The sequence below is a fragment of the Pyrobaculum ferrireducens genome (assembly GCF_000234805.1).
GTDB classification, from domain to species: Archaea; Thermoproteota; Thermoprotei; order Thermoproteales; family Thermoproteaceae; genus Pyrobaculum; species Pyrobaculum ferrireducens.
On record NC_016645.1, the window covers coordinates 1,341,868 to 1,365,512 of the forward strand.

Here is a 23,645-nt window from a genome sequence, read left to right on the forward strand (position 1 = left end):
CCATGCGGCGGCCGGGATTCGAACCCGGGATCAACGGCTTTCCTCGCACAGGCGTGGAAGGCCGCCATCCTAAACCAGGCTAGACTACCGCCGCCACCCCCCTAGAAGTCACTATTTTTATACATTTTGCTATATTCCCCAGCCACTCTGTTAACGTTTCTCGACTATGTGGCGGCCGTGTGGCCGTCGGGGGTTATTAATTTTAAAAATGGGTATCTGACGGCTTGCTATGGATAGGGTAAGGCTTGGGAGGACGGATATGAGGGTTTCCAGGATTGGTCTAGGGGCTTGGCAGTTCTCTGGCGACGCCTGGGGGGCCTTTTCCTACGAACAGGCGAAGGCGGTGGTGGCTAAGGCGCTTGAGGTGGGGGTTAACTTCTTCGACACGGCCGCGGTTTACGGCAGGGGGCGTAGTGAGGAGTTTCTGGGCAGGGCCTTGAGGGAGCTGGGGGCGCGGGGGGAGGTGTACATAGCTACGAAGATACACGGCGACTGGCTGAGGCGTGTCGATATACTGACGGCGGTGGAGAACCAGAGGAGGCGGCTGGGGGTGGATGCCATAGATCTCTACCAGATACACTGGCCGGCGTGTTGGCACAACACGCCGATTTGTGAAACTATGAAGACTCTGGAGGAGCTGGTGGACAGGGGCCTCGTCCGCTACATAGGAGTCAGCAACTTCCCCCTGCCACTTCTGGAGTACGCCAGGACCTGCCTCTCCCGCACCGACGTGGTGACTTCTCAGAACCGGTACAACCTAGTGGAGCGCGAGGCCGACAAGGAGCTCCTTCCCTACCTCAGGAGGGAGGGCATCGTGTTGATAGCCTGGAGCCCCCTGGCCAAGGGGGTGCTCACTGGGAAGTACACGCCGGACAGCGTCCCCGCGTTTGAGGACGTGAGGCGCAACGACCCGCTCTTCACGCCGCAGAACCTCCGCGTCGTCTGGCCTGTGGTGGAGGAGGTCAGACGCGTGGCGAAGGCGTATGGGAAGAGCCCGGCCCAGGTGGCGCTGAACTGGCTGATTAGGGACCCCTGGGTGTACCCGATCCCCGGCGCCAAGACTCCGGAGCAGGTTGTGGAAAACGCCGGCGCCGTGGGCTGGTCGCTGTCGGACGACGACTGGAGGGCCCTGGACAGGCTGGGGTGGGAGGCGTCGCAGAAGATAGTGTACGTCACCTGGTAGTCCTCGTGTAGGGCTATTCGTCACAGATCCGCGCCGAACCTTCCAGTCACCGTGTAGACAAGACAACGTATTTAAAGGCATAACTATCCCGTATATATGTCACAGGCCTTGAGGGAGTTTCTAATGAAGAAGGCTAGGCTGGAGAAGGTGTTTAAGTGGGGGGTGAGGTGGAGCCTCTGGCCGGTGCACCTGGTCACCTCCTGCTGCGGCGTGGAGGTGGCGCACACCTCGGCCCCCGGCTTCGACGCAGAGAGGTGGGGGGTTCTGCCCTTCCACACAATGCGCCAGTCCAACGTAATTATCGTAGAGGGGACAATAACCAGGAAGATGGCAAGGGTGCTGAGGCAGGTGTATGAGCAGATGCCCGAGCCTAAGTACGTGCTGGCCATGGGCGCCTGCGCCGTGCGCGGCGGCCTCTTCTGGAACTCCTACCACGTCGTGCAGGTGGACACCGTCGTGCCCGTAGATGTCTACATCTCTGGCTGTCCCCCGACGCCGGAGGCCGTCATCAGGGCCTTCATAATGCTCCACAACAAGATCAAGGGGAAGCCCGGCCCCTACGTCGAGCCCGTCAAGGTGGATCTGGCGCCCTATCTCCCGCCGCCGCCGAAGCCCCCAGCCAAGCCGGCCCCCCAGCCGCAGCAACAGCAACAACAGCAAGCCCAGGCCGCGGCGTAGTATGTCGGCGCGGGCGCCGCCTAAGTGTCCGCCCCCGGGCGACCACGCGTTGCTCCCAAGGGTAAAGGAGGCGCTGGGGCCCAGCCTGCTGTCTCGCGGTGTGACGCCGGAGGGGCACCTCTGCGTAGTGGTGCCGCCGGACAAGATTAGGGAGGTGGCCCAGGCGGTGAAGAACATGGGGTTTGACCACGTCCTCTCGCTGAGCGCGGTGGACTACATAGCGGAGAAGAAGTTCCTGCTGGTTTATGTATTCGCCTCCTACCTATCGCCCGAGTTGAAGAACCAGCTTCTACACGTGAGGGCGGAGATCCCACGCGACAGCCCGAGGATCGCCTCCATAGCCGACATCTACCCCTCCGCGGACTACGAGGAGAGGGAGTGCCACGAGATGTTCGGCATATGGTTCGAAGGCAACCCACACATGGGCAAGCGCTTCCTCCTAGACCCCGACTGCTGTATAGACGAGAAGACGGGCAAGCCCCTCTACCCGTTGCGCAAAGACTTCAAAGTGCCCGACTGGGGCTTAATGGGATAGGTGCCGGACAAGCGATAGAAACACCGTAGCCACCGAGATATAGGCCAGGAGGGCGGTGAGGGCGGAGACCCCCGCCGCGACGCCCGGCGCGCTTCTCAACACGTAGCTGGCCACCGCGTTGCTGAGAGACTGGCCCAGCACCCTCGCCTCGGCGACCAGCGCCGAGGCCATGCCGCGCCTCGAGGGAGGCACGGAGGAGAGGATGATCGTGGTGTTGGGCACTATGAAGAAGGCGAAGCCGGCCCCCAGAGCCAGCAACAGCCACGGCGCCGTTGCGGGCGAGGGCTCGGCGGAGAGGAGGTAGAGAGCCGCGGCCAGAACACCGGCCCCCAGGGCCGCCACTGCGCTCGGCGACACGCGGTCGCTGACTCTGCCGGCCACCGGGGCGAGGAGGGCCATGGCCAGTGCCTGTAGCGACAGCATAAATCCGGCGTCTCTAGGCGCCATTTTGTACACCTCCTGGAAGAGGAGGCTTAGGGACGGCGACAGCGCCGCGGTGGAGAGGTAGTTGAGAAAAGCCGCCGCCACAGACGCCGAGAATACCACACTCCGGAACAGCCCCACCTCCAAAACCGGGGCCTCTCGGCGCGACTCCAGCAGAAAGGCCGCCGCCAGCCCCGCCGCGCCCAGGGCCGCCGCAGTCCACAGACCAGCGTCGACGCCTAGCACTACAAGCGCTATGGAGCCCCCCAGCACGACGGAGCCAGCCACGTCGAAGCCCCCAGCGGCGCGGCCAGCCGCCGCCACACGGCCCACAAGCGCGTAGGACAGCAAGATCAGGGCCGCCGCTGGGGCGAAGATAAGCCTCCAGCTGAACTGCGCCAGGAGGCCCCCCACCGCGGGCCCCGCCAGCAGGCCTAGGTATACAGAAGCCGAGTTAAGGCCCACCGCCGTCGCCCTCCTCTCGGGCGGCACTATGTGGAACAGGAGGGCGTTGTTGCTACCGAAGACCGCGGCGAGGCCCACCCCCGCCACGAGGAGAGATCCGTACAGCGCCTCAAGACTCGGCGAGAGGGCCGCCGACGCCAGCCCCGCCCCAGCCACGGCGAGCCCGGCTCTAAACATCCTGCCGTAGCCAGCCACGTCCGCCAGGCGCCCAAAAGGCAGTACAAACACCGCGACGGCCAAGGTCAGCGCGACGAGGAGAGAAACAGTCGCCGTAGAAGGCACCCCGAAACTCGAGGCCAGCGCCGGCAGGGCCACCCCCAGCGCGCTGGCGATAAACGGAGTCACAAAAGAACTGGCTAGAATAGAGGCCAATGCCCTATCCATATGCGAAAACATTTAGGTGATTATAAACGAGCCCCCGTAACCCCATACGCCGCCTCTGGTGTCGCAGTGGCACCGCAGAGGCGATGAAATCCGCAAAGTAAAACCGAGGGATCGCCGATGCCCCCCTTACCGTTGCGTGGAAGGGAGGCGCTGTGTATGGTGCCGGCGGTAGGCGGCCAACCTTTACGGTTATGCCGCCGAATGGACAGACCTCGGCATGGCTATATAGAGGGTTTCTCTGTCGAAAGTGCTCCAGCAGGTTGTTCTATGCCCTCCGTATGAGTGCCGTGCCTTTTCGGCATGGGTAGTTGCCTACTCGGCGAGTCCACTTGCGTTCGAAAGGCCTTATCAGAGGCGGAATGAGAAGAGGGATTGCCGACTTAGGAGGTGTAGAGAACTAGCAGAAAAACTTATAGCAACTCTCTGCATCTCAGCGTGATGAAGGATTGGGTAGGCCTGGCTATTTCCTACGCCTTGCTTTCTACATTCGGCATATTTCTACATGACAAGCCGTACCTTCCCCTATTGGTTTTCTACCTCTTTGCCACGGCTGGGGTGTACAATGTTGCGGCCGTAGCCCTAAGACTCCCAGCCACCCCGCCTCTGCACGCGGTTATCACATCTCCCGCCCTTTATAAGTCTAGTTTTGAATACTTTCTTGAACACGGAAGCTGGGTGCACCCTCCCAGCGAGTTGGAGTTCCTCCTTATGTCAACTCCTATGTTGTTCCTTACGGGGTTTATGTCGGCGTACCAAACTCTGTGGGTGGTGAGGGGGCTGTGGGGTTAGGCCCCCGCCTCCTAGCCGCCTATGTTGCCGTGGTGGCCGCTGGCGCGGTTGTGCAGATCTTGTTAGCGGGGTTCTCAATACATCTAATCGCCGGGTTAAACATGGCCGCGGCGTACCTGGGGGCGCTTTACGTCAGCGCTCCCAGCCACACGTCCCGGCTGTACGCCGCGCCGATAACCTCGCTAATCGCCAGCGGCGTCGCCATGTGGCTGAAACTCGGCGACATGGCAACCGCGTTGGTGGCCGTGGCGCCGTACTTCGCCACGGCTAGGCCACTCGCTTAAAAAGGCCGTAAAGACGAGAGACACACTTGCAATGTGGGGGGGGATTAACCTCTACAGAATTGCCATAGCTACACGACGTCATTCGGCTCGCTGTGGGTAGATACTACTTGGATCAGCAGTGCTGTTAATAGCATATTACACAAACCGCGCCGCGGCTGAGAGATCCCGCCTCACGCCGTGGGCACCACCTGAGATCTAGTCGCCAGATTATCTACCTGAACATTTTTACTAAGGCTCCGTCTCTAACTCACATGACTGCTCCCGCTTTTACGTATACAGTTCTTCAAGAGGAGGCGCGACAACAGAGGCCGTGCCCCAAGCGCGCCGTACGGCAGTCAGCGGCTAATAAGCCACCGCGGGGGTTATTTCAAAGCAACCCTTATGTAGTCCTGGCCGAGCCCGACCTGCTCGCCGGGTAGTGAAGTGAGCCAGCTAAGCACCTCGCCCTTCGGGCAACTCGCCACGTGTAGCCCCTCGGGGACCGCGGGCAGTTGAGGCTCTATCTCCTGGGGGATTATGACGTACACAGTGCCCCGTCTAGCGTCCTCTGCGATCTTCTCCATAACATCCCCCCGCACCCCCATGTAGATTACGTACACCACATCCGCCGTCGCGGGGTACCGCTCGACCCGTCTGTACGAGCCGTTCACCGCCGCGTAGACGCCGTAGCACCTCTTTAATAAGTCGGCGAAGGTGGGCTTTCTCGCGCCCCTCCTCAGCTCCTCCACGATTAATCTATACAGCGACTTGTTGAACGGCCCCACCCGCGATGCCTCGGCCTCGTAAACAACCCTCGCCGACATCCCGCTCTCTGCAGTGGCGTTTACCTCCAATCTACTCGTCAAGACGAGGCGCCCAGCCGCGCAGGAGACCTCGGTGAAGTTGCCCCGTCCACTAAACGGCGCCGTAAAGCCGCCGAGCTTAATAGTGCCGTAGGCCTTAGTCAACACCCCCGTGTAGTTTCGCCACCGGCACGCCCCCCTCTCCAACTTGGTGACGTTTCTAGACGCGGCGCCCAGCGTGAAGAGCTCCGCCCCCTCCTCACTGTAGTGGCACACCCCACCCACGCAAATCCTCGTCACAACAGACCCGTTGAAATAGGCGCTGTAGATCTCCACCCACCCCATCGACAAGGGCAACCTCAGCCTCCCGTAGGTGTAGTTCCCCACAGCCCCCTCGCCAACCAGCAACCACCCCTCGATACGCGCCTCAACGCCCTGCACCTCCACACGGATAGCAAAGGTGTAGTTCACCTCGTACTCAGACACGTCAACCGGCCACGAGGTGCTCACAGCCACTCCGCCGGTGGCGCCGCCTGGCGCCGTCAACGCCGTAGCCGTCGAAGAAGGAGCGGGCGCAGACCCACGTAAGAAAACCAGCGCAAGGACTGCCACCACGGCGATCACAGCCACCACTACGTAAACCCCCCACCTCATGACCAAGGCAGAAACGCGGCTTATATCAATTACGGGAGTTTACCAATACCCCCTAGACCGAACGGAGGTTACGCAAGCCAACGCAGAAATACGCCACTGCCGACCACCCGGCGACTGGTCGTAACCAACAACATAGAGATAGCCGCCGTCCATGCAAACGCCGAAAGGGCAATCCTCTCCGTTAGATGGCTCTGAATAAGACATCCGCTTCACAGCAACCGCACTAGCCACAGCCGCCAGAAGCGGCATTGTGGAGTATACTCCTCCAGCTAGGCAACTCATAGAGTCTCCTAATACCTCGCCAGATTTAGACACGCTTTCTTAACCATGCACAGCTAAGCCGAGGCGAACCCGCCGCCATAAACCCAGCCCCGGCGACGCCTAACCCCGTTTTAAACTCTCCGCATACCCCAAGACCTCAGCAAGGCGGCCAAATGGCATTACAAAAGCCGCGGCGGCCAAAGTCCACACGATGATAAGAGTAGTAGCCTCGGAATACGGCACCCATATTCATCGCCACCAAAATAGGCAAAGCCACGTCCAGGTCGCCAAGAGAAATCGGGGATATACAATCGTAGAGATCCCAGAGAGGGCGGCTAGATACATCCATTACAAAAACTGGGAATACAGATATGAAAAAGCGCTCAGACACCCCGAAGTGGCTTGCCCGCTGGTATAGGGAATCCAACGTGATCAGATATGTAAATTGGTATAGAGAGGGGCAAGACGGAACGAGGAAAACACTACAGGAGCTAAAGGCAGAGATAGGACTCAATTAAGACCCCCGTTTTTCCACCCCCCTGACGTCCCCAGATTGGGTCTACTCCACATGGCACTAAAACTTTTAAAGACGGGAGAACCTTAGCACTGGCGGCCGTAGCTCAGCGGGAGAGCGCCCGGCTGAAGACCGGGCGGTCCCGGGTTCAAATCCCGGCGGCCGCACCAGTTCTAGTTTTCTGGCGTTCAGCTGGCTTAGTGGTATTGCGACGAGGTTTAGTATAGTTCTAGGCGAATTAGAGTCAGCATGGCGTCATCTGTATTGTTACCTTTAGGTCTCTGCAACGTGGATATGTGCCGCTTTCTACGCCAGGTTCTTTGTGTTGCCGAGGCGCCTCCGGTCGATGTCGTAGCTTTTTCCTAAACGTGGAGAAAGTTCGGCTGGAGATAATCCGTGGCTAAGACTGGCTCGGCTTGGTTGCGGACTTGTCGATATAGTGGGCTACTGCGAGTACGGCGACGGCCCACGCCGGGACTGCCCACGGAGGTATAAAATAGGTTAGGTACAGAGCCAGCCCCGTGTAGGCTAAAAAGCGGCTTGTGCCGTCGCCTTTTAAGAGCGCATGTAGTGCGAGGGGCGAGAGGGCGAGGCCCACATACACGGCGAGCTGTGGCTGCTCTACGGAGGCCGTCGCCGGTATTGACAAAAACAGCCCCACGGCGCCGGCCGCCCCCTTGCCCCTCCACCTAGGCGGAACTGCGGAGAGTCCCATGAGGATAATAGATAGCGCAAGCGCCAAAGCCCTAACGCCTTGTAAAACTATCCCCTAGCCGTATAAGAGATAGGCCAATAAAAACAACAGAACTGATCCGCTCCGAGGGGAACACCGAGGGGCAGTTGGGAGGTCAGCCGTGGCTTTAGCTACTTTGATCGTGTCTCTGCTAACATAAGGTGGTGGATATTTTGGGTTTTCTAGATCTTGTTTTATGTGGTTATGCCTATGTTTTTCACTATGGCGTATGGGGAGTGGGCGGGGGCTGGCATGTCCCACCAGTAGATCTGCCTGGCCTCTCTAGAGAGCTGGGCGACGTTATTGACGAGGTTTTCCAGGGTGTCCGCGATTCTGATGTACTTCACCACGGCCGCCGGCTTCCCGTCTCTAACCTCCAGCGCCACGTCTCGGCCCACAGTGGAGAACTGCCCCGTCTTTACGTTTTGGAAGCGGGTGTACCAGTTGTTGTGTATGTAGTATCCCCGCCGCAGGTCGCGGAGGAGCTCCTCTAGATCGGCGGGGCCGTCCCCGGGGGCTATGCGTATGTGGCCCGGCCAAGGCCTGGCGTAGTGGTGCATGGCGTGGCCCGTGGGCTCCATGCCCAGGGCGTGGGCCGTCCTGCGGGTGTGGAGGAGGCCCGCCAGCTGGCCGCCTCTGTATATCTCCACCGGGCGCGGGGGGACGCCCTCGAGGTCGAAGGGGGTGTGGCCGTAGGCGGCGGGGTCGTAGGCGGCGTCGGCCACGGTTAAGAGCCGGGAGGCCACCTCTCTGCCTATGTCTTCCTTTGTGTAGCGGGATGTGCCTGCCAGGACCTCGGAGCCGCTTGCCCAGTTGCCCGCCGCCTCGCCTATTAGGTGGGCGAAGACGAGGGGGGAGAGGAGCAGGTCTGCCCTGACCTGCTCGACTCTGACGTGGGGGAGGCCCTTGGCCACGTCGAGGAGCTTGGCGTTTTCTCTGCCCAGCCTCGCTACGTCGATGTCGCCTATCCTCCTCCCGGCAACGGCGCTTGTGGCGGAGAGGTCGCCTAGGAACGACCTCATCGCCATGTATACCCGGTTTACCGAGTAGGCCCCGGAGCGGCCCGCAGTGTCTTCGTAGGAGACGGCGGCGTGGGTGAGGTGGACCACGCCAGCGCTTCTCTCCACTCCGGAGGCGGCGTCTACCGCGGTTTTCACCAGGTCTGGGAGTTTTTCAAAGTCCTCCGGGCTCTCGTGCCGGGTGGCGGGGCTGGGGCCGCCTATGGGGACGTAGAGGGGGTCCTCGGGCGCCGTTGCTAGCCTCTTGACGGCCTCCTCGACCTTCTCAAGGCTGGGAGGGCCGGTAACCGCCACCGCCGCCGTCTTTCTAGACTTGGCCACGTAGATGAAGGTGCTCTCCGCGGCCCAGTGTTTGAAGGCTGTTACCTCGTCGTTGGCGAATCTGACCATGTAGTGGAGAAGCCTCGTCTTCACCACGGCGGCCTCGTCCACCCTGCCTGCGAGGATTTTGAGTATCATGTCACCACCCTGAGGCTTCTGCTTCTGAAGGTGGGGCCTCCCATGGTGACTGGGATGCCCTGGGAGGGGTTGCCCTTGCCGCATGTCCCTACGAAGAGCTGGAAGTCTCTCCCCACGGCGTCTACGTTGCCCCAGAGCTCTGGGGTGTCCACCTCCACGAAGCCTTTTACTGGGTGTTTCACCTCGCCGTTTTCAATGAGATAGCCCTCGAGGATGCCATATCGACCTGAGTACCTCGTGTCGTTTATATTCCACTCGGTGTAGGAGACCATGTAGATGCCCCGCCTCGTGTCGCTGATGATTTCGCCGGGCTTCCAGTCCCCCGGCTCTAGGTAGGTGTTGGACATCCTGGGTATGGGCTCTCTGTCGAAGGCGGAGGCCCGGGCCCCGGCGTTGCTGTTGCCGCCGATGACCGCGGCGTACTGCCTATTGGTTATGAACTCCGTGGCCTCCCCCCTCCTTACCAACTGCTTAGGCCTCGCCACGACGCCCTCGTCGTCCACCAGGTAGAAGCCGTAGGTGCCGGGGATGGCGGGGTAGTCCGTGATGTTGACAAGCTCGCTACCGATCTTGACCCTGAGGTTGCCGGGCTTTATGTAGGACTCCCCCGCCTCCGCGCCCTCCCTGCCGTATATTCTATCGAGCTCGAAGGGGTGGCCCACGGACTCGTGGACCAGTATCCCCGCCATCTCGGGGGAGAACACGACGTCGTACCTCCCCGGCGCGACAGACCTCGCCCTCTCCAGTAGCTGGCCCAGCTTCTTGGACTCCTCCTCGAGCACCTTCTCCGCCCCGGCTATGGAGTCTTGGGCGGTGCCGCCGAGGAAGACGTCTCTCTGCAAACTGCCGAGGGAGGGCTCGTGTTTTATCAACATGGCGAATAGATACACCCTCGGCACCTTGCTGTACACATCCGCTCCGTCGCTCGTCACCACTCGCTTCTCCGTCGTCCAGACGTGCGCCACCAGCCTCCTCGCTGAGAGGCTCTTGTCCACGTATTCGTCTAGAGACTTCAGCAGATCTACGGGGTCTACCTCAATGGGCGGGAGGCTGTAGCTGAATCTGGCCAGCGCCTCCTCGCTGAGGGCCACCGGGGTCTTCCTCATCCTCCCGGCGGCCTTGGCCAGCTTGACCGCGCGCTCCACCGCCTCCAGCACCCCCTCCAGCTCTAGGCGGGGCGACGCGGCGAAGCCGAGCCCGCCCCCCGCCACGGCCCTCACGGCCACCCCCTCGCTGTGGTAGGTAGTGGAGAACTCAAACTGCCCATTTCTAAAGCCGGCCACCGAGCCGCTGTCTCTCTGCCACCTCACCTCCACGTAGGAGGCCCCCAGAGATAGGCCGTACTCCAGAGCCTTGTAGAGTAGCTCATCCATGGGGGAGTGTTGAGTGGGCTTTATCAGCATTAATGTTTAAAGCTGTGGCTTTGTTGAGACGTGTCTGTCTACCTTGTGCAACACGGCTTGGCATTTAAAGAATCTGAGGATCCCGAGAGGAGGCTTACCCCGAGAGGCGTCGAGGAGACCGAGAGGGTGGCGAGATACCTCGCAGAGAGGGGCGTGGAGGTTGGGGAGATTATCCACAGCGGCCGCGCCAGGGCCAGGCAGACGGCTGAGATATTCGCCAAGCATCTCAAAGCTCCTGTGAGGGAGGGAGACGGCCTCGGCCCCAACGACGATCCCTCGATCTGGGCTGGGAGGCTGGCCGGGGTCAGCCACGGCATAATGCTGGTGGGCCACCTGCCGCACCTGTCGAGGCTAAGCTCCCTCCTCCTCGTCGGCAACCCAGACGTCGAGATAATTAAGTTTAGATACTCAGGTGTGGCACGGCTCGAGAGGGAGGGCGCGAGGTGGGCGCTGGCGTGGTACATAACTCCGGAGCTGGTATGAGGCTCTGGTATGTAATAGGCGCCTCCGAGCCGCACGCCTTCTACAAGTCGACGGTTGTCTTGGTGAAGTCCACCCAGATAGCGCTCTACCTCTCCGTAGCGTTGCTCGCCTCCGGCGTCGCCGCGGCCGCGGTCAACAGGCACCTCCACGAATTTCTCATGGTAGCAGGGTTGCTGGCCTTTTACCACGCGGTGATGTAAGTCCAGCTACCCGGCTTCATAAACACGACGCCCCACATCTAAGCGACGTTGGCACTCCCCGCCCTCTTTATAGTGGCTATGGCCGCCTCTTCCTGCTACGGATATGCGGCGTATGCGCCATACGCCGTACTGCACCTCATCCTGTACCTAAGGGGTGTCTGGGGGAAGCCCACCTATTACCCGAATATAATCACGGCGGCGGGGCTTCTACTGTTGCCCTTCGCGAACAGCCACCTGGAGGCTGTTTTGACTTTTCCACTCGCCTCGGTGTATTCCCTCATGTATATAGACGCCTCCAGAGCGAGGAGGAGGCTTACGGCCCTAGGCGCGTTGTCCATAGCGGCGACGTACGTAGCCGCCTTTGCGGCTGTTAAGGCTGGCTATCTCTGGGCTGTTGTGGCGCCGTCCATAGCCTTAACCATCGCGGCGCCTCCACGGATAGGCGATAAATATGGAGTCGCCGCCCTCCTCTTTAGGTGGCTAGTTGCCCTGGGGCCTTTTGACACGCATCTCGTCTACATGGCCTTCGCCGTCATTATGCCGGCGTTATGCGTCCCCTACTTCATCGGCGCTATTCTCTTTAGACAAGTGCCAAGCTACGGACCGGAGCTTGTTTTGACGGCGTTGCTGTCTTATATTTTGAGAAATCTAGGGATCTTGGCCCCATCGGCGTTGTTCGTGCTTGCTACAATAGGCTACGCCGTAATCAGATCGATAAGAGAAAAGTACTACCCCCCAACGCCGCCGTGACCACATTATTTTTAAACAGCGCCTAGTGTATCCACCATGAAGTTGGAGGGGGTTATCGTGGCCACGGTGACGCCCTTTACAAAAGACGGGGTTAACTACGAGGGGCTCAGGCTCCTCCTTTCAAAAATTGTGGAGGCTGGGTACCACGGCATCTTTCCCACGTCGTCAACGGGGGAGGTCACTAAGTTGACTGTTGAGGAGAGGGTGAGGGTTATGCAGTTGGCTAAGGAGGTGGCGGGGGGGAGGGCCCTAGTCGTCGGGGGCACGGGGACGGGTGACCACGTCTCGACGATCGAGGTGGCTAGGAGGTATAGAGACGTGGGGGTGGATCTCCTCTTGATCACGCCGCCTTACTACATCCAGTACGACTGGGCCGCCATATACGCCTTCTACAAAAAGGTGCTCGACAAGGTGGACATGCCGGTCATTCTCTACACCATCCCCCTGGCCACGGGGTACAACATCCCCGTGGAGGTCTTTGAGCTTGTTGCCAACGAATACAGCCAGGTGGTGGGGGTTAAGGACAGCTCTGGCGACTTCCGCTACCACCTCGACCTAATCCACCTACTGGGGAGGAGGCTCTCAGTCCTGCAGGGTCTGGACATGTTGTTCGTGCCGTCGCTGTTGATGGGGGCCCACGGCGGCGTCTTGGCGGGTCCCAACTTCCTAGGCGCTCTGACCCTCAAGGAGTACCAGCTGGTGAGAGAGGGGAAGGTGGCGGAGGCCGTGGAGCTACACAACAGGCTGATGCCGCTGTGGAGGTTTATGGGCGGCTGCGGCTTGGTGGGGAAGCTGGGTGGCAAGTGGCCCACCCTATACAAGCTCGCGGCTCAGCTGGTCCACGGCGTGGACATGGGTCCGCCGAGGGAGCCCCTCCCGCCTGTGGACGACAAAGACGTGAAGGAGCTCCACAGGCTCTTGAAGGAGCTGGGGCTTATATAGGGCGTGGGGGTTGTAGACAGGAGGGTTTTCGAGGCTCGTAAAAAGGCGTTTGTGGAGAGGCTGGAGAGGGAGGCTCTCCAAGACAGGGTGGACGGCGACATTCTGCCCCTCCTCCGCCTCCTCAACACACACCCCGACATATACACCACCTCAAGCTGTAGCGGCAGGATTATGGTGGCCGAGGCCGTGAGGCCTAGCTATAGCAAGGGGCGCGGCTTCAGGCCTGTGGCGAAGTGGCACCACCCTGTGGACGTGGACTTGGTGGGGGAGGTGGCCGCGGGGCTGGACAACGCCTGGCTAATGGTGAGGGGGGCTATTCTTCACCTAGCCGCCGCCGACGCGAAGACGGCGTATAGGCTGGTGGAGCTGGGGCGGGAGACCGGGCATAAACACAGCGGTATTATTGCCATAAACCGCGGGGGTATATTCGTGGAGATCCTCGGCGAGGAGCGGCTGGACATCCCTCTAAAAGCCGGGGGGCGCCTCATGGCAGATCTAGAGGCGGCTGTGGATATGGCTAACAAGACGCTGGCGCTGGCGAAGCTGAGGCTCTACTGGCTGGCCGCCAGGATCGAGTCGGCCCTCTTCGGCGTAGAGGCCCCCACCAGCGAGGAGATAAGAGCCGTCATTAGGAGGTTTCTCCAATGCCTTTGAACAACGGCGCTACGCAAGATTTTTTAAATTGGATACACGGCGCACACATGGCGAGGGCAAAAACAGCAAGAGCAGACACAGACCCCAGGAGGGTACAGCTCCTAAAAATAATAGAGGAGCACGGCGCCGTGACCCAGGGACAGCTAGCCAGACTAACTGGCTTCAGCTGGGGCAAGCTACAGTGGCACCTCTACGTCCTTGAGAGAGACGGCAAGGTGAGGAGAGTTTCTAAAAACGGCGTGGTGTACTACGTCTCGGCGCGTCTCACCCCACCTTTGTTAGATTTAGAGGAAGTGGGTTGAAGACCAGGGGCTTGTTCAACAAGCCGAGTGTTATATCCGTCTTGTTGCCAGTGGCTGTCACCTCTCTCGGCGCCACGACGTCGGGTGGGGCCGCTATTCTGTAACTGCCCCGGGGGAGGCCCCTCACCTCCACTGTGAAGGTGCGGTCCGTGGGGACTAGGCCAAGTACGCCGGGGCCGGGGAGGGTTTGGTTATAGGCGCCGCTCAGCTTCACATTCTTTATACACGTCACATATACGTACCTGTTAATTGTGTAGTTGACGCCGAGGTAGCTAACTTCTCTTATGTCTAGTGGCTTGCTAGACCTGAGCTCTAGGTATATGTTTAGCACACCCAGCCTCTGGGTCTCGTTTATTAGATACGGCTTGAAGTACTCCCTCTCCAGGGCGAGCACCGAGGCTGTCTGTAGGTCAAGTGTGGCGTTTTGAGTCACAGCCTTAAAGTTGTAGACTGTGACCGGGTCTTCGGGTCGGGTTCTTTCAACAGTAATGTTAAAGTAGTACACATAGTCGCTTCCAATCTCCGCGCATTTAGTTACATTAGGTGGAGAGACGTATAAGACGACGTTCAGGACGCGCGACTGCGTCCCAACCGTCGTCGTTGTGGTCCTCGGCGTGTGTGTAGATGTGTTGCTCGGCGTTGGCTGTGTCGGGGTCGTAGGCGTCGGGGCTGGAGCACTCGGCGTCGTTGGAGGTGTCGTCGTGTGTACGTACAACACATAGATTAGAGAGGCGCCGGCGGCTATAACCAACGCCAGCGCTATAGCAACTGCGTAGTTTATTATAGACGTCATAGCGAGGCGTTTACGTACTCCACAAAGTCAATGACGGCGTCTATGTCGGCCTTGGCTTCTGAATCTACGGCGTTTAGGTTAAGTGTGAGGGGCGTGACGGCTATGTTGCCCTCCTTCAGAACTACATAGACATCTGTGTCGGGCTCGGGGGCTAGGTCCCTGCCGTATAGCCAGTAGTACTTAACCCCCCTGGGGTCCGTCCGCTCCTCCAGCAACTGCGCGTATCTCAACTTTGCCGCTTTTACAAGCCGGGCCCTCACCCCCCTCTTAACTCTTCGGGGGAAGTTTATGCTAATTACGTCGACGCCCCGCGGCATCCCCCGCTTCAGTACGAAGCTGGCTGAGGAGATCACCACAGACTCCATTATCTCCAGGGCCTCCTTGTCGTTCAGCACCTCCCCCCAGCTTTCGACATATGCCGAGTAGGCCAGCGCCGGTATGCCGAGAAGCGCGGCTTGAAACGCCGCTCCCAGCGTGCCGGAGGAGAGTATAACCTGTAGGGAGGTGTTGTCGCCTAGATTTACGCCGGACAGCACCAAGTCGTACCTCCTGCCGAGGCCCAGGGTGGCTAGGTAGACGGTGTCTGAAGGCGTGCCGGAGGTGGCCAGCGCCTTGAATCCGCAGAGATCAGCCTCGTACATCCGCAGGGGTTTGTGGAGGGTGATGCCGAGCCCCGTCGCAGACTTCGGCGACTCGGGCGCCACCACGTCCACCTCCCCCAGAGCCGCGGCGAATTGGTAGAGAAGCCGCAGACCCGGGCTGTGGATACCGTCGTCGTTGGTGACAAGTATCCTCACGTAGGAAGAGGATCAGAGGTATTTATTGGTTTAGACGAGCTGAAGCTCTATCTTGACGGTGTCGGGCACCCTAATTGTCATGAGCCTTCTGAGAACCCTCTCGGAAGCTTCGATGTCTATGAGGCGTTTAGATATGCGCATCTCCCAGTGGTCGTAGGTGTGGTAGCCCTGGCCAGACGGCGCCCTTCTAACAGTCACCACGAGGCGCCTCGTGGGCAGTGGAATAGGCCCCCTCACCTGCACCCCCATCTTCTTAGCCAAGTCGACGATCTCGCGGGCCACCTGCTCCACATCGGCGGGATTCGTGCCGTAGAGCCTAATCCTCACCTTCCTCCTCGCGGCTAGAGACATGGCCGTGCTGTAATTCCGAGGTTTATAAACATTTTCACACACCAACAATTTTATATAGCCCATCCGCGGTTTCTGGGCATGAACAGGCCGCCTAACGGCGTTTACTACATCAAGACGCCGGTGGAGCTCAGGGCATTTATCAACCTGCTTAAAAAGTTTAGGGGCTACGCCACTACCCTAATCACACTGTACATAAACGCAGAGAGGCCCATGCCCGACGTACTCAACCTACTCAGGTCTGAGTGGTCGACAGCCTCTAACATAAAGGACAAGACTACGAGGACACACGTCCAGGACACTCTGGAGCGGATAATAAACAACTTGAAGGGGGAGGCCAAGGCGCCGGAGAACGGCATGGCGGTTTTCGCAGGCTTCCACATGATTAACCAGGGGAACTACGAGTGGGTTTACTACGTCGTGGTGCCTCCTCAGCCGATAAACACCTTTAAATACATATGCGACACCGCCTTCCACACCGAGATTTTGGAGGATCAGCTACACGCCGGCGTCGTCTACGGCATAGTGGTTGTGGAGAGGGGGGAGGCCGTGATCGCCCTCCTCAAGGGGGGCCAGTGGGAGGTGGTTAAGACAGTGGAGTTCTTCGTCCCGGGTAAGCACAGCGCCGGCGGCCAGTCGGCGAACCGCTACAAGAGGCAGACGGAGCACCTAGCTGAGGCCTTCTATAAACTTGTGGCCGAGGAGGTGAATAAGATATTTCTCCAGATACCCACGCTGAAGGGGATAATCGTGGGCGGCCCCGGCCCCACCAAGGAGGACTTCTTAGAGGAGGGGGGCCTCGACTACCGCCTAAAGGACAAGGTCCTAGCGGTCGTGCCGGCTTGTTGCGCCAATGAGTACGGCGTCACCGAGGCCATCAGAAACGCCCAGGAGGCGCTTAAGGAGAGCGAATATGTCAAGGCTAAGGAGGTTATGGACAGGGTTATGTACTACGCGGTGAAGAAAAGCGACTACCTCGTATACGGCAGGGAGAGGGCCCTCAAGGCTTTGGAAACCGGCATGGCCGAGGTGGTGGTGGTGGCGGAGGAGCTGGGCGAAGACGCAGTGCTGGAGGTCGTGATGAAGGCAGAGGAGAAGGGAGTAAAGGTGGAGGTGGTGCCCCGCGGCGTCGAGGAGTCCAAAACCCTGATACAGGCCTTCGGCGGCTACGTCGCTATCTTATCTACGCCGATCTGGGTCTTCGAGCAACAGATGGCCCAGGCGGCAGAGGCGGCGCAGTAGAGCCGGCACGCGGCAGTTACCGGGGGGGGGGGGGACGTCGCGTGGCCGCCGGCTCGCCGCTTTGTAGAGACCTCGACCTCTCCTATCGGCGTTTGGAGTGAAAACCCTAGAGCTGGATGACTTGGTCGGCTACTTCTTCGAATTCGCCTAGGTGCGACGTTACGATGACCGTGGGTACTATGGAGGTGAGTTCCCGGATTAGCTCTACGATTTTTCTGCGGTGGTGCTCGTCGAGGTGTTCGGTTGGCTCGTCGAACATCATAAAGGGGGCCCCGCCGAGGAGGGCTCTCGCCAGGGCGACTCTCAGCGAGAGGGCGAGGAGGTTCTGCTCTCCCAGCGACAGCAGGCCGTGCTCTATGTAGCCGGTGGGTGTGGCTACCCTCACCACGTAGCGGCCGTTGGAGTCGGCTAAATGCGCCGACTTGAAGGATTCTTTGTGTCTCAGTTTTAGGAATACGTGGTTGAGCTCCTCGTTTATGGCTCGGAGGAGTATCTGCCTGGCCATGGGCTTAACCTCGCCCAGCGCCGCCCGCATGTTCTTGGCCTTGCCCAGCGCGCCGTCTAGCTTCGCGAGCTCCGTCTTGGCCTTCTCCAGCTCCCCGGCTATAGATCCCAGCTCGCGCTCGGCCTCCTCAAGCTGGCGCCGTAGCGTATCCACCCGGCCGGATAATATGTTGTACTCCTTGAATTTCTCCTCCAGCTGGCTGTACGTAGCCTCGACTTCTCTCAGCTTTCTCTCCACCTCCTCTGCCTCCTTCTCCACCTCCCTGAGCCTCTCGCCGACTTCCCCAACCTTGGCCTCGGCCTCCGCCAGCCTCCTCCTAGCCTCCGCCAGCCTCTTCTCCACGTCGCCCTCCCTCTCCGCCAGCGCGGTTAGGTAAGCGCGCCTCTTCTCCACCTCTCTCTTCTCGTTGTAGGCCTTCTCCAGCTCCGCCAGCCTCCTCCTCGCGGCTGCGAGATCCACCTTGACGTAGTCCTTGTTTGCGTGGTAGAGCTTGTCAAGCGCCTCAAGCCTCTTGACCTCCCCCCTCAGCTCCTCCACCAGCTCCTCCAGCCTCCTCTCCTCCCTCTCCAGCCCGGCCACCTCCAGCTCGTGCCTCTTAACAGCCTCTGGGCGGAGGGGGGAGCCGCACACCGGGCACACGCCGCCCTCGGCGCGGCCCGCCAGCCTCACCACGTCTCTAAGCAGTTCAAGTCTAGATCTCACCTCGGCCAGACGCCTAGTGGCGTCCTCCGCCCTCCTCCTCGCCTCCTCCAGCTTCGCCGGGTCGTAGCTCCTCACCTCCTGGGGCACCCTCTCCGCGGCCGCCACCAACTGCCGGAGTTCGAAATACTCCTTCTCCACGTCGCCGATTTGTGGGAGGCTTCTCAACTCCTCCTTCGCCCTCCTTATCTCCCCTAGCTCCGCCTCTAGACGCTCGATCTCCCTCTCAGCGTCGAGGGAGGTCTGGGCCAGCTCCTCCAGCTTCTTCTCGAGCGTCTCCCTCTCCTTCGCCAGGGCGGCGTGGCGCTCCCTCAGCTTGGCGTACCTCTCCTTCACCTCGGCGTACTGGTTTTTGACAGACTCAAGCCCCCTCAGCCTCACCTCCAGCTCGGCGAGCTCCCGCCTAAGGGCGTCTACGCGGGTCTTGAGGAACTGGGCCCTCTTCTCAAGCTCCTCGGCTCTGCCGCCCACCCTCTCCCTCCTGGCCCTGAGCTCGTTTAACACCTCCCTCAGCACCTCGTCCAGTTTGTCGAATTCGTCTAGCCTCAGCACCCGGTCTAGGTACTCGGCCTCTTGTAGAATCCGCCGGAGCTCCCCCTGGCGGATGTAGAGTAGCTGTCTATACTCCTCGACCCCCAGCCCCAGCCTAGCGGCGAGCGCGGCGGTTACGTCGCTGTCACCCCTCGCCACCACGGCGCCGTTCACCGCGAGGTACGTGCCGGAGGGCACGCTGCCCCCTTCGCCAAATCGCCTTACTACGAGAAGCTCGGCCCCGGCGTGGACGAGGTGTAGCCTCACCTCCCCCGACGAGGCCCCCCTCCGGAGGTAGTCAGACCACCTCCCACCCGCTCTCTTAACCCACTGGGAGCCGAAGAGGGCGACGGAGACTGCCTCCATTATCGACGTCTTGCCCGAGCCGTTTGGGCCGTATATGAAGTTCACCCCCTCGCCGAAGCGCACAGACGCCTTTCCATGCGCCTTGAAGTTGAGTAGCTCAACCCGCCTAATCATACAGCGCCTTGAGGACGAGTCTATAGGCCGCCTCCCGCTCCCCCTCCCTCAGATACTCCATAGCCTTAACCACCACCTCGGCGCCCTCCCCCAGCCTCTCCCGCAACAACCGCCACAACTCCTCCATGGCCGAGCCCCGGAGAGCCACCGCCCTCTGCGGCGCGGAGGTGCGGTCCGCCACGTCTACATGCAACGCCTTGGTGAAGTAAGCCGCCAGTTGCCTAGTCTTCACGCCTTCCTCCAAGGTGCCCCACACCTCCACCCTAACCACTGCACCTGGCTTGTCGAAAAGCCGGGCCGCCTCCTCCACAGCCCTCTGCAACTCGCCGGCGTCCCTTACGTGGAGCCTCACCCGGTAAAGCGGCCTGCTCCCCGGTAGCGGTACTGCCCTTAGCGACACCGCCCTCCCCGACACGTCAATCAGAACCGCGCCCTTGGGCGCTCTCTCCTGGCTCTTCTCAAACCCGCCGGCGTAGTCCCACGTCTCGAACTCCCCCACGTCCCACATCTCCAGCGACCCCGCCCAGACGGCGCCCAGGGAGTGCCTAGCGAAGTGGTCGTGGATGTGTCCGGCGGCGATGTGGAGGTGGGAGAGCCCCTGGAAAACCGACTGGGGCATTGTGAAGTCGTCCTCCTCGGCTGGGTACCTCGCCCTTACCCCCTCGATGGCTTGGTGGATGGCTAAGACGGCGCCGGGCGGGGCCTTCTGCAACAGCCTCCTGTACTCGCTGGCGTACTCCCGGGGAGTGGCGCAGGCGCCGAATATCCACACGCCGCCTAGATCTGCTGAGTCCCAGCACAACAGCCTCCCCAGCCTCAGCCTGTCGAGCAACTTCAACACGGTATCCACGTGGCAGTGCCCCCCGGCGCACCCCTCCGCCTCAGCCCTATACCGCACGTAGCTGAAGTCGTGGTTCCCCCCGATGAGGTATATGGGCACCCCGACGCCCTCCACCGCCTCCACGAAGCGGAGCACCGCCCTCGTCGGGGGCCTCCTCGTGTCGAAAAGATCCCCCGTCACCAACACGGCGTCTGCCGACCTCCCCCTCGCCAAGGCCTCACGGAAGGCGTTGTAGTAATCCTCCTCCCGCTCCGGGAGGCCGTACTGCGCCCTCCCAAGGTGGGCGTCGGAGATGTGTAGAATCTTCATAAAACCTCCACCACCTCCTCCAGCGCCTTGTAGACGTGGTGGCAGGGCCTCCCCGCGCCGCAGACGCTACACGTGGGCCTCCCGTCCTCCACCACCACCTCCACCTCCCTATCCCCCTCCAGTAGCTTCACCTTTATGCGGCCTCCCTCCCTCAGCTTCTGCACCACCTTGAGCCTCGCCGCGGAGAGCATTACGCCGGGGCCCGGCGCCGAGTTGTACAGCCTCCGCCAGAGCTGCGCCACGTCGGCGGTTTTATCCACCCGCCACGCCTCCGCCAGGTCTATGTCCCCACCGCCGTACTCCAGCACTCTGTCTCTCACCTTCAGCACAACGGGGAGCCTCACCAGGGGCCCCAGCACTACAGCCTCCCCCACGTCGAGCCCCGGGAGGTTCTCCAGAAACTCCTGGGCGAGCAACTCGCTGCTCTCCCTAACGGCCTCCTGGTCTCTTGGGTTGACGATGCGCATAATCACCTGGCTCTGGCACTGGCTAATTATGTCGGGGTCCACCTTGCTCGGCCTCTGGGTGATGGCGACTAGGTAGGCCCCGAACTTCCGGCCTTCAGACGCCACCCGGGACAGGGCCTCGTAAGACCTAGTCTTCCGCAGAGACTTAGGCGGGGCGAAGCGGTGAGCCTCCTCTACGAAGAGCACCACGGGCCACGGCAACTTCACCCCCCTCAGCCCCCTCACGTGCCTCACCCTCGCCTGGAACAGCCTGTTGACGAGATGCGCCACGACGTAGTCCTGCACCTCCTCGTTGACCCCCGCCAGGTTGACGATGGTGATGTCCCCCAGCATCTTGGCGAGGGGAGTGGAGCGGGGGGCGAAGACCCCCAGCCTCTGGAGCCTCTTTAAATAAGTCAACGCGCTGAACACCGCGTGGCGGTCTTTAGAGGCTAACTGCTTGAGGTCGGACATGGGGAAGTCCCCCTCCAACCTGTACTGCTGGAACAGTTTGTTAAGCGCGCCCTCCCCCCTCATCGCCGTGTATAGGACCCGCCTAAGGAAGGCGAGGCCCACGGGCCTGCCGACGGCCTTCTTGACCTTCTTGGCGTAGGACCAGGCGAGGTATATGGCGTATCTAATCTTCTTAGCGCCGGGGGGCACCCCCGCGGCGTTTGCCAAAGCCTCTGGATCGCTGTCTAGGACGCCGATTTTGTACATCAAGTCCCCTACGTGGTGCTCCGCCACCTTCACCACCCTCGCCGTGTAGGGGCCGAGGCGGTGGATGCTGTCTCTAATTGGGACGTACTCGCCGTGGGGGTCGATAACCACGATCTTGGCGCCTTTCTTCAACAACTCCTCTATGAGGACCACGGAGAACCAAGTCTTCCCGCTACCAGTCGCCGCTATGACCGCTATGTGTCTCTTAACTCCGTTGAGGTCTAGACAGATCTCCACGTCCCGGCTGGCGAGCCTGCCCACGCAGAGGCCGTTCTCGACTCTGAACAACTCCTCCACGTCGGCGTCCTCGGCGAGGTAGACGGAGGCGCCTATCCTGGGGGGTTGCTTCGGCTGCCTCAGCTCGCCCCCCTCTGCGTAGCCCAGCACCTTCACCACGGCTATCTGCACCTCCAGGATATTCTCAGACACGTCTCTAATCACGCTGTACAGGGGGAGGTCCCTCTTGGCTGAGTAGGGGTCCCGGTACAGCTTGACTATCTGCCCCAGAAGCCGCGCCGAGACGTGCTCCCCCCTCCCCGGATCGTACTCCACGTGGTCAACCACTACGTAGTCGTACAGGCTGATGGGCTTCTCGGGGTCAAGCGTCGCCACGAACTCGAAGGGCGTCGCCGTCGCCACCACGTAGCCGATTCTCATAACCCCCAGGCCATCTTAACCCTCCTAGCCATCCCCAGCTCCTCAGCCATGTTCTTGATGTACACCGCGTACTCGGACAGCTGGCTCCCCTTGAAAGACGCCACGGAGTGGGCATACCACAGCCACGTGTTGTAGTGAAGCGGGTCTCTGTATTGCCTCGCCAAGAGGCCAACCACGTACTCCACCCTCGCAGGTGGGTAGAAGGCCTTTACAGAGGCCCCGTCGAACATCTTAGTTCCATCCGCCGGCACCTCCACCAAGAGGGGGGCGTCGTCCCTCCCCAGCCTCACGTAGAAGAAGTAGATCTTGGGCACCTCCTCGAGGGCCTCCCTTACGTACTCCACCACGTTTTGGCTAAACTGATCCTTCAGCCGGAAGATGAGGGAATCCTCAAGCCTATCCTCAGCCGCCTTCACCAACTTCTCCACTGTGGAGAGCCCCTTGTAGTTCATATACGCGTCGCAACCCCCCACCAGCATGGGGACTGTGTAGTGCCCCTCTGGCAACACCCGGGCGAGTAGCTCCGAATCTGTGACAGAGGGCGTGATTAAGAGGGCCAGCAACCTGGCGCCTTCGTAGTCGTAGGACCTCGCCATCTTGTACTTGTCGAGAAGCTCTTTCCTAAACCGCCGGATCCAGAGGACGGAATACCACTGAAGACCCCTCTGAAACACGTAGTCGCTCCACCGCTCGCTCAGCTTTTCAAAAATGACGTGTTCCTTCAGAAGCTTGTAGCTGTGGTCCTTAGACACGAACACAAGCCTCGCCCCCCTCTCCCGCGCCGTCCTCAAAAGACGCGCCAGGGTGTACAGCGCCGTGGCCAGCTCCGGCACGTAGTACAAGTTCTGGAACTCCCTGGCCAGGATTAGGTTGTGTACAAGCCTCACCACTTTGGCGTAAAGCGAGCCGTCCATAAGCAGGACGTCGACGCCGTGCCTCTCCAAAGCCCGTACCCCAGCCAGCGACTCGGCGATTACCAGATAGGCCCAGGGCAGGGAGCTGGAGTCCACAGAGGCCACGTCGGCCACGAACTCCCTCTCGATGAAATCCGGCCCAACAGCGGCGGCTCTGGCGAGGATTACCTGATGTCCGTTGGCGAGCCTCACCACTCCTATCCCCCCGTCCACCCCGGCGGTGCGCGCCTCCGAGGCCTCCCCGCCAACCGCTCTGTACAAGATCTTATCGGCCAACGCGTCGATGGGGTACTCCTCACTAGAGCGTTTTAGCAAATACTCGCGTAGCCTCCCCCTAGCCGACGCTATAAACATGTCGAAAAACTGATCCACAGCTATTCTATCTACAGTACTTATATAGCTGGAACATAAGCATACCTCAGGAGAGTAGGCCAAAACTTTCAAAAACCAACGTCCAAAACGCCGG

At 60.5% G+C, this 23,645-nt stretch carries 24 protein-coding genes and 2 tRNA genes; 13 read left to right on the plus strand and 13 right to left on the minus strand.

What is annotated here, in order from left to right:
• Positions 1-3: 3 nt before the first annotated feature.
• Positions 4-94 (minus strand) — tRNA-Gly (locus tag P186_RS07460).
• Between the two features lie 135 nt (positions 95-229).
• Here P186_RS07460 and P186_RS07465 point away from each other — a divergent pair.
• From P186_RS07465 to P186_RS07475, 3 genes are all read left to right on the plus strand, one after another.
• On the plus strand, positions 230-1,183 hold the full coding sequence (locus tag P186_RS07465) for an aldo/keto reductase (RefSeq protein WP_014288837.1): 954 nt from the start codon (positions 230-232) through the stop codon (positions 1,181-1,183).
• Between the two features lie 96 nt (positions 1,184-1,279).
• Complete coding sequence (locus P186_RS07470; RefSeq protein ID WP_014288838.1) at positions 1,280-1,861, plus strand: NADH-quinone oxidoreductase subunit B; 582 nt, start codon at positions 1,280-1,282, stop codon at positions 1,859-1,861.
• 1 nt (position 1,862) lies between these two features.
• Positions 1,863-2,396: an NADH-quinone oxidoreductase subunit C gene (locus tag P186_RS07475; RefSeq protein ID WP_014288839.1), complete on the plus strand. Its 534-nt coding sequence runs from the start codon at positions 1,863-1,865 to the stop codon at positions 2,394-2,396.
• Here the strand turns inward: P186_RS07475 and P186_RS07480 are convergent.
• Positions 2,385-3,668 carry an MFS transporter gene (locus P186_RS07480; RefSeq protein WP_014288840.1) on the minus strand — a complete coding sequence of 428 codons (1,284 nt, stop codon included), beginning with the start codon at positions 3,666-3,668 and terminating at the stop codon, positions 2,385-2,387. The genes P186_RS07475 and P186_RS07480 overlap by 12 nt on opposite strands.
• A gap of 438 nt (positions 3,669-4,106) precedes the next feature.
• Here P186_RS07480 and P186_RS07485 point away from each other — a divergent pair, with 438 nt between their 5' ends.
• Together P186_RS07485 and P186_RS07490 are read left to right on the plus strand one after the other, a co-directional pair.
• On the plus strand, positions 4,107-4,457 hold the full coding sequence (locus tag P186_RS07485) for a hypothetical protein (RefSeq protein ID WP_148682843.1): 351 nt from the start codon (positions 4,107-4,109) through the stop codon (positions 4,455-4,457).
• Positions 4,448-4,741: a hypothetical protein gene (locus P186_RS07490; RefSeq protein WP_014288842.1), complete on the plus strand. Its 294-nt coding sequence runs from the start codon at positions 4,448-4,450 to the stop codon at positions 4,739-4,741. Before P186_RS07485 ends, P186_RS07490 begins: the two co-directional genes overlap by 10 nt.
• Before the next feature lie 362 nt (positions 4,742-5,103).
• Here P186_RS07490 and P186_RS07495 read toward each other — a convergent pair whose 3' ends face one another.
• Complete coding sequence (locus P186_RS07495) at positions 5,104-6,177, minus strand: hypothetical protein (RefSeq protein WP_014288843.1); 1,074 nt, start codon at positions 6,175-6,177, stop codon at positions 5,104-5,106.
• A gap of 870 nt (positions 6,178-7,047) precedes the next feature.
• On the opposite strand from P186_RS07495, the gene P186_RS07500 reads away from it, so the two are divergent.
• Positions 7,048-7,122: transfer RNA gene (locus P186_RS07500), tRNA-Phe, on the plus strand.
• Positions 7,123-7,352: 230 nt separating this feature from the next.
• On the opposite strand, the gene P186_RS07505 is transcribed toward P186_RS07500, so the two are convergent.
• The 3 genes from P186_RS07505 to P186_RS07515 all read right to left on the minus strand — a co-directional run bounded on the left by P186_RS07505 (position 7,353) and on the right by P186_RS07515 (position 10,536).
• Positions 7,353-7,694 carry a hypothetical protein gene (locus P186_RS07505; RefSeq protein WP_014288846.1) on the minus strand — a complete coding sequence of 114 codons (342 nt, stop codon included), beginning with the start codon at positions 7,692-7,694 and terminating at the stop codon, positions 7,353-7,355.
• A gap of 185 nt (positions 7,695-7,879) precedes the next feature.
• A complete protein-coding gene (locus P186_RS07510) occupies positions 7,880-9,163 on the minus strand; it encodes a TldD/PmbA family protein (RefSeq protein ID WP_014288847.1) in 1,284 nt (427 codons plus the stop codon).
• Complete coding sequence (locus P186_RS07515) at positions 9,160-10,536, minus strand: TldD/PmbA family protein (RefSeq protein WP_148682844.1); 1,377 nt, start codon at positions 10,534-10,536, stop codon at positions 9,160-9,162. Before P186_RS07515 ends, P186_RS07510 begins: the two co-directional genes overlap by 4 nt.
• A gap of 60 nt (positions 10,537-10,596) precedes the next feature.
• On the opposite strand from P186_RS07515, the gene sixA reads away from it, so the two are divergent.
• From sixA to P186_RS07540, 6 genes are all read left to right on the plus strand, one after another.
• The gene (sixA, locus tag P186_RS07520) at positions 10,597-11,049 is read left to right on the plus strand and encodes a phosphohistidine phosphatase SixA (RefSeq protein ID WP_014288849.1); all 453 of its coding nucleotides are present in this window, start codon (positions 10,597-10,599) and stop codon (positions 11,047-11,049) included.
• A complete protein-coding gene (locus P186_RS14295) occupies positions 11,046-11,249 on the plus strand; it encodes a hypothetical protein (protein ID WP_237179364.1) in 204 nt (67 codons plus the stop codon). The genes sixA and P186_RS14295 overlap by 4 nt, the downstream gene beginning before the upstream one ends.
• Before the next feature lie 78 nt (positions 11,250-11,327).
• Positions 11,328-11,999 carry a hypothetical protein gene (locus P186_RS07525; protein ID WP_237179365.1) on the plus strand — a complete coding sequence of 224 codons (672 nt, stop codon included), beginning with the start codon at positions 11,328-11,330 and terminating at the stop codon, positions 11,997-11,999.
• A gap of 36 nt (positions 12,000-12,035) precedes the next feature.
• Complete coding sequence (locus tag P186_RS07530) at positions 12,036-12,941, plus strand: dihydrodipicolinate synthase family protein (RefSeq protein WP_014288850.1); 906 nt, start codon at positions 12,036-12,038, stop codon at positions 12,939-12,941.
• Between the two features lie 3 nt (positions 12,942-12,944).
• The gene (locus P186_RS07535) at positions 12,945-13,595 is read left to right on the plus strand and encodes a tRNA(Phe) 7-((3-amino-3-carboxypropyl)-4-demethylwyosine(37)-N(4))-methyltransferase (protein ID WP_014288851.1); all 651 of its coding nucleotides are present in this window, start codon (positions 12,945-12,947) and stop codon (positions 13,593-13,595) included.
• 47 nt (positions 13,596-13,642) lie between these two features.
• The gene (locus P186_RS07540; RefSeq protein WP_193383976.1) at positions 13,643-13,897 is read left to right on the plus strand and encodes an ArsR/SmtB family transcription factor; all 255 of its coding nucleotides are present in this window, start codon (positions 13,643-13,645) and stop codon (positions 13,895-13,897) included.
• On the opposite strand, the gene P186_RS07545 is transcribed toward P186_RS07540, so the two are convergent.
• The 3 genes from P186_RS07545 to rpsJ are packed head-to-tail and all read right to left on the minus strand — an operon-like array spanning position 13,860 to position 15,838.
• Positions 13,860-14,690 (minus strand): hypothetical protein, encoded by an 831-nt coding sequence (locus P186_RS07545; protein WP_014288853.1) that lies wholly within the window; start codon positions 14,688-14,690, stop codon positions 13,860-13,862. The genes P186_RS07540 and P186_RS07545 overlap by 38 nt on opposite strands.
• Positions 14,687-15,487, minus strand: a complete 801-nt coding sequence (gene surE, locus P186_RS07550) for a 5'/3'-nucleotidase SurE (protein ID WP_014288854.1) — start codon at positions 15,485-15,487, stop codon at positions 14,687-14,689. Before surE ends, P186_RS07545 begins: the two co-directional genes overlap by 4 nt.
• Positions 15,488-15,517: 30 nt before the next feature.
• Positions 15,518-15,838 carry a 30S ribosomal protein S10 gene (gene rpsJ, locus P186_RS07555; protein ID WP_148682845.1) on the minus strand — a complete coding sequence of 107 codons (321 nt, stop codon included), beginning with the start codon at positions 15,836-15,838 and terminating at the stop codon, positions 15,518-15,520.
• Between the two features lie 72 nt (positions 15,839-15,910).
• Here rpsJ and prf1 point away from each other — a divergent pair, with 72 nt between their 5' ends.
• Positions 15,911-17,077 carry a peptide chain release factor aRF-1 gene (gene prf1 / locus P186_RS07560; protein ID WP_148682846.1) on the plus strand — a complete coding sequence of 389 codons (1,167 nt, stop codon included), beginning with the start codon at positions 15,911-15,913 and terminating at the stop codon, positions 17,075-17,077.
• A 106-nt stretch (positions 17,078-17,183) separates the two neighbouring features.
• Here prf1 and P186_RS07565 read toward each other — a convergent pair whose 3' ends face one another.
• Genes P186_RS07565 through P186_RS07580 form a run of 4 tightly spaced genes read right to left on the minus strand, consistent with a single transcriptional unit; the run spans position 17,184 to position 23,533 of the window.
• Positions 17,184-19,292 carry an AAA family ATPase gene (locus P186_RS07565; protein WP_014288857.1) on the minus strand — a complete coding sequence of 703 codons (2,109 nt, stop codon included), beginning with the start codon at positions 19,290-19,292 and terminating at the stop codon, positions 17,184-17,186.
• Positions 19,285-20,442: a DNA repair exonuclease gene (locus tag P186_RS07570; RefSeq protein ID WP_014288858.1), complete on the minus strand. Its 1,158-nt coding sequence runs from the start codon at positions 20,440-20,442 to the stop codon at positions 19,285-19,287. The genes P186_RS07565 and P186_RS07570 overlap by 8 nt, the downstream gene beginning before the upstream one ends.
• Complete coding sequence (locus P186_RS07575) at positions 20,439-22,265, minus strand: helicase HerA domain-containing protein (RefSeq protein ID WP_014288859.1); 1,827 nt, start codon at positions 22,263-22,265, stop codon at positions 20,439-20,441. Before P186_RS07575 ends, P186_RS07570 begins: the two co-directional genes overlap by 4 nt.
• Positions 22,262-23,533, minus strand: a complete 1,272-nt coding sequence (locus P186_RS07580) for a DNA double-strand break repair nuclease NurA (protein ID WP_148683186.1) — start codon at positions 23,531-23,533, stop codon at positions 22,262-22,264. Before P186_RS07580 ends, P186_RS07575 begins: the two co-directional genes overlap by 4 nt.
• Positions 23,534-23,645: the final 112 nt, after the last annotated feature.

Excerpts from the sequence above, each read along its gene's own strand:
- P186_RS07465 (WP_014288837.1), top strand. The coding sequence starts at position 230 with ATGGATAGGGTAAGGCTTGGGAGGACGGATATGAGGGTTTCCAGGATT.
- P186_RS07470 (WP_014288838.1), top strand. The coding sequence starts at position 1,280 with ATGTCACAGGCCTTGAGGGAGTTTCTAATGAAGAAGGCTAGGCTGGAG.
- P186_RS07475 (WP_014288839.1), top strand. The coding sequence starts at position 1,863 with ATGTCGGCGCGGGCGCCGCCTAAGTGTCCGCCCCCGGGCGACCACGCG.
- P186_RS07480 (WP_014288840.1), bottom strand. The coding sequence starts at position 3,668 with ATGGATAGGGCATTGGCCTCTATTCTAGCCAGTTCTTTTGTGACTCCG.
- P186_RS07485 (WP_148682843.1), top strand. The coding sequence starts at position 4,107 with ATGAAGGATTGGGTAGGCCTGGCTATTTCCTACGCCTTGCTTTCTACA.
- P186_RS07495 (WP_014288843.1), bottom strand. The coding sequence starts at position 6,177 with ATGAGGTGGGGGGTTTACGTAGTGGTGGCTGTGATCGCCGTGGTGGCA.
- P186_RS07510 (WP_014288847.1), bottom strand. The coding sequence starts at position 9,163 with ATGATACTCAAAATCCTCGCAGGCAGGGTGGACGAGGCCGCCGTGGTG.
- P186_RS07515 (WP_148682844.1), bottom strand. The coding sequence starts at position 10,536 with ATGGATGAGCTACTCTACAAGGCTCTGGAGTACGGCCTATCTCTGGGG.
- P186_RS14295 (WP_237179364.1), top strand. The coding sequence starts at position 11,046 with ATGAGGCTCTGGTATGTAATAGGCGCCTCCGAGCCGCACGCCTTCTAC.
- P186_RS07525 (WP_237179365.1), top strand. The coding sequence starts at position 11,328 with ATGGCCGCCTCTTCCTGCTACGGATATGCGGCGTATGCGCCATACGCC.
- P186_RS07530 (WP_014288850.1), top strand. The coding sequence starts at position 12,036 with ATGAAGTTGGAGGGGGTTATCGTGGCCACGGTGACGCCCTTTACAAAA.
- P186_RS07540 (WP_193383976.1), top strand. The coding sequence starts at position 13,643 with ATGGCGAGGGCAAAAACAGCAAGAGCAGACACAGACCCCAGGAGGGTA.
- P186_RS07545 (WP_014288853.1), bottom strand. The coding sequence starts at position 14,690 with ATGACGTCTATAATAAACTACGCAGTTGCTATAGCGCTGGCGTTGGTT.
- rpsJ (WP_148682845.1), bottom strand. The coding sequence starts at position 15,838 with ATGTCTCTAGCCGCGAGGAGGAAGGTGAGGATTAGGCTCTACGGCACG.
- P186_RS07565 (WP_014288857.1), bottom strand. The coding sequence starts at position 19,292 with ATGATTAGGCGGGTTGAGCTACTCAACTTCAAGGCGCATGGAAAGGCG.
- P186_RS07570 (WP_014288858.1), bottom strand. The coding sequence starts at position 20,442 with ATGAAGATTCTACACATCTCCGACGCCCACCTTGGGAGGGCGCAGTAC.
- P186_RS07575 (WP_014288859.1), bottom strand. The coding sequence starts at position 22,265 with ATGAGAATCGGCTACGTGGTGGCGACGGCGACGCCCTTCGAGTTCGTG.
- P186_RS07580 (WP_148683186.1), bottom strand. The coding sequence starts at position 23,533 with ATGTTTATAGCGTCGGCTAGGGGGAGGCTACGCGAGTATTTGCTAAAA.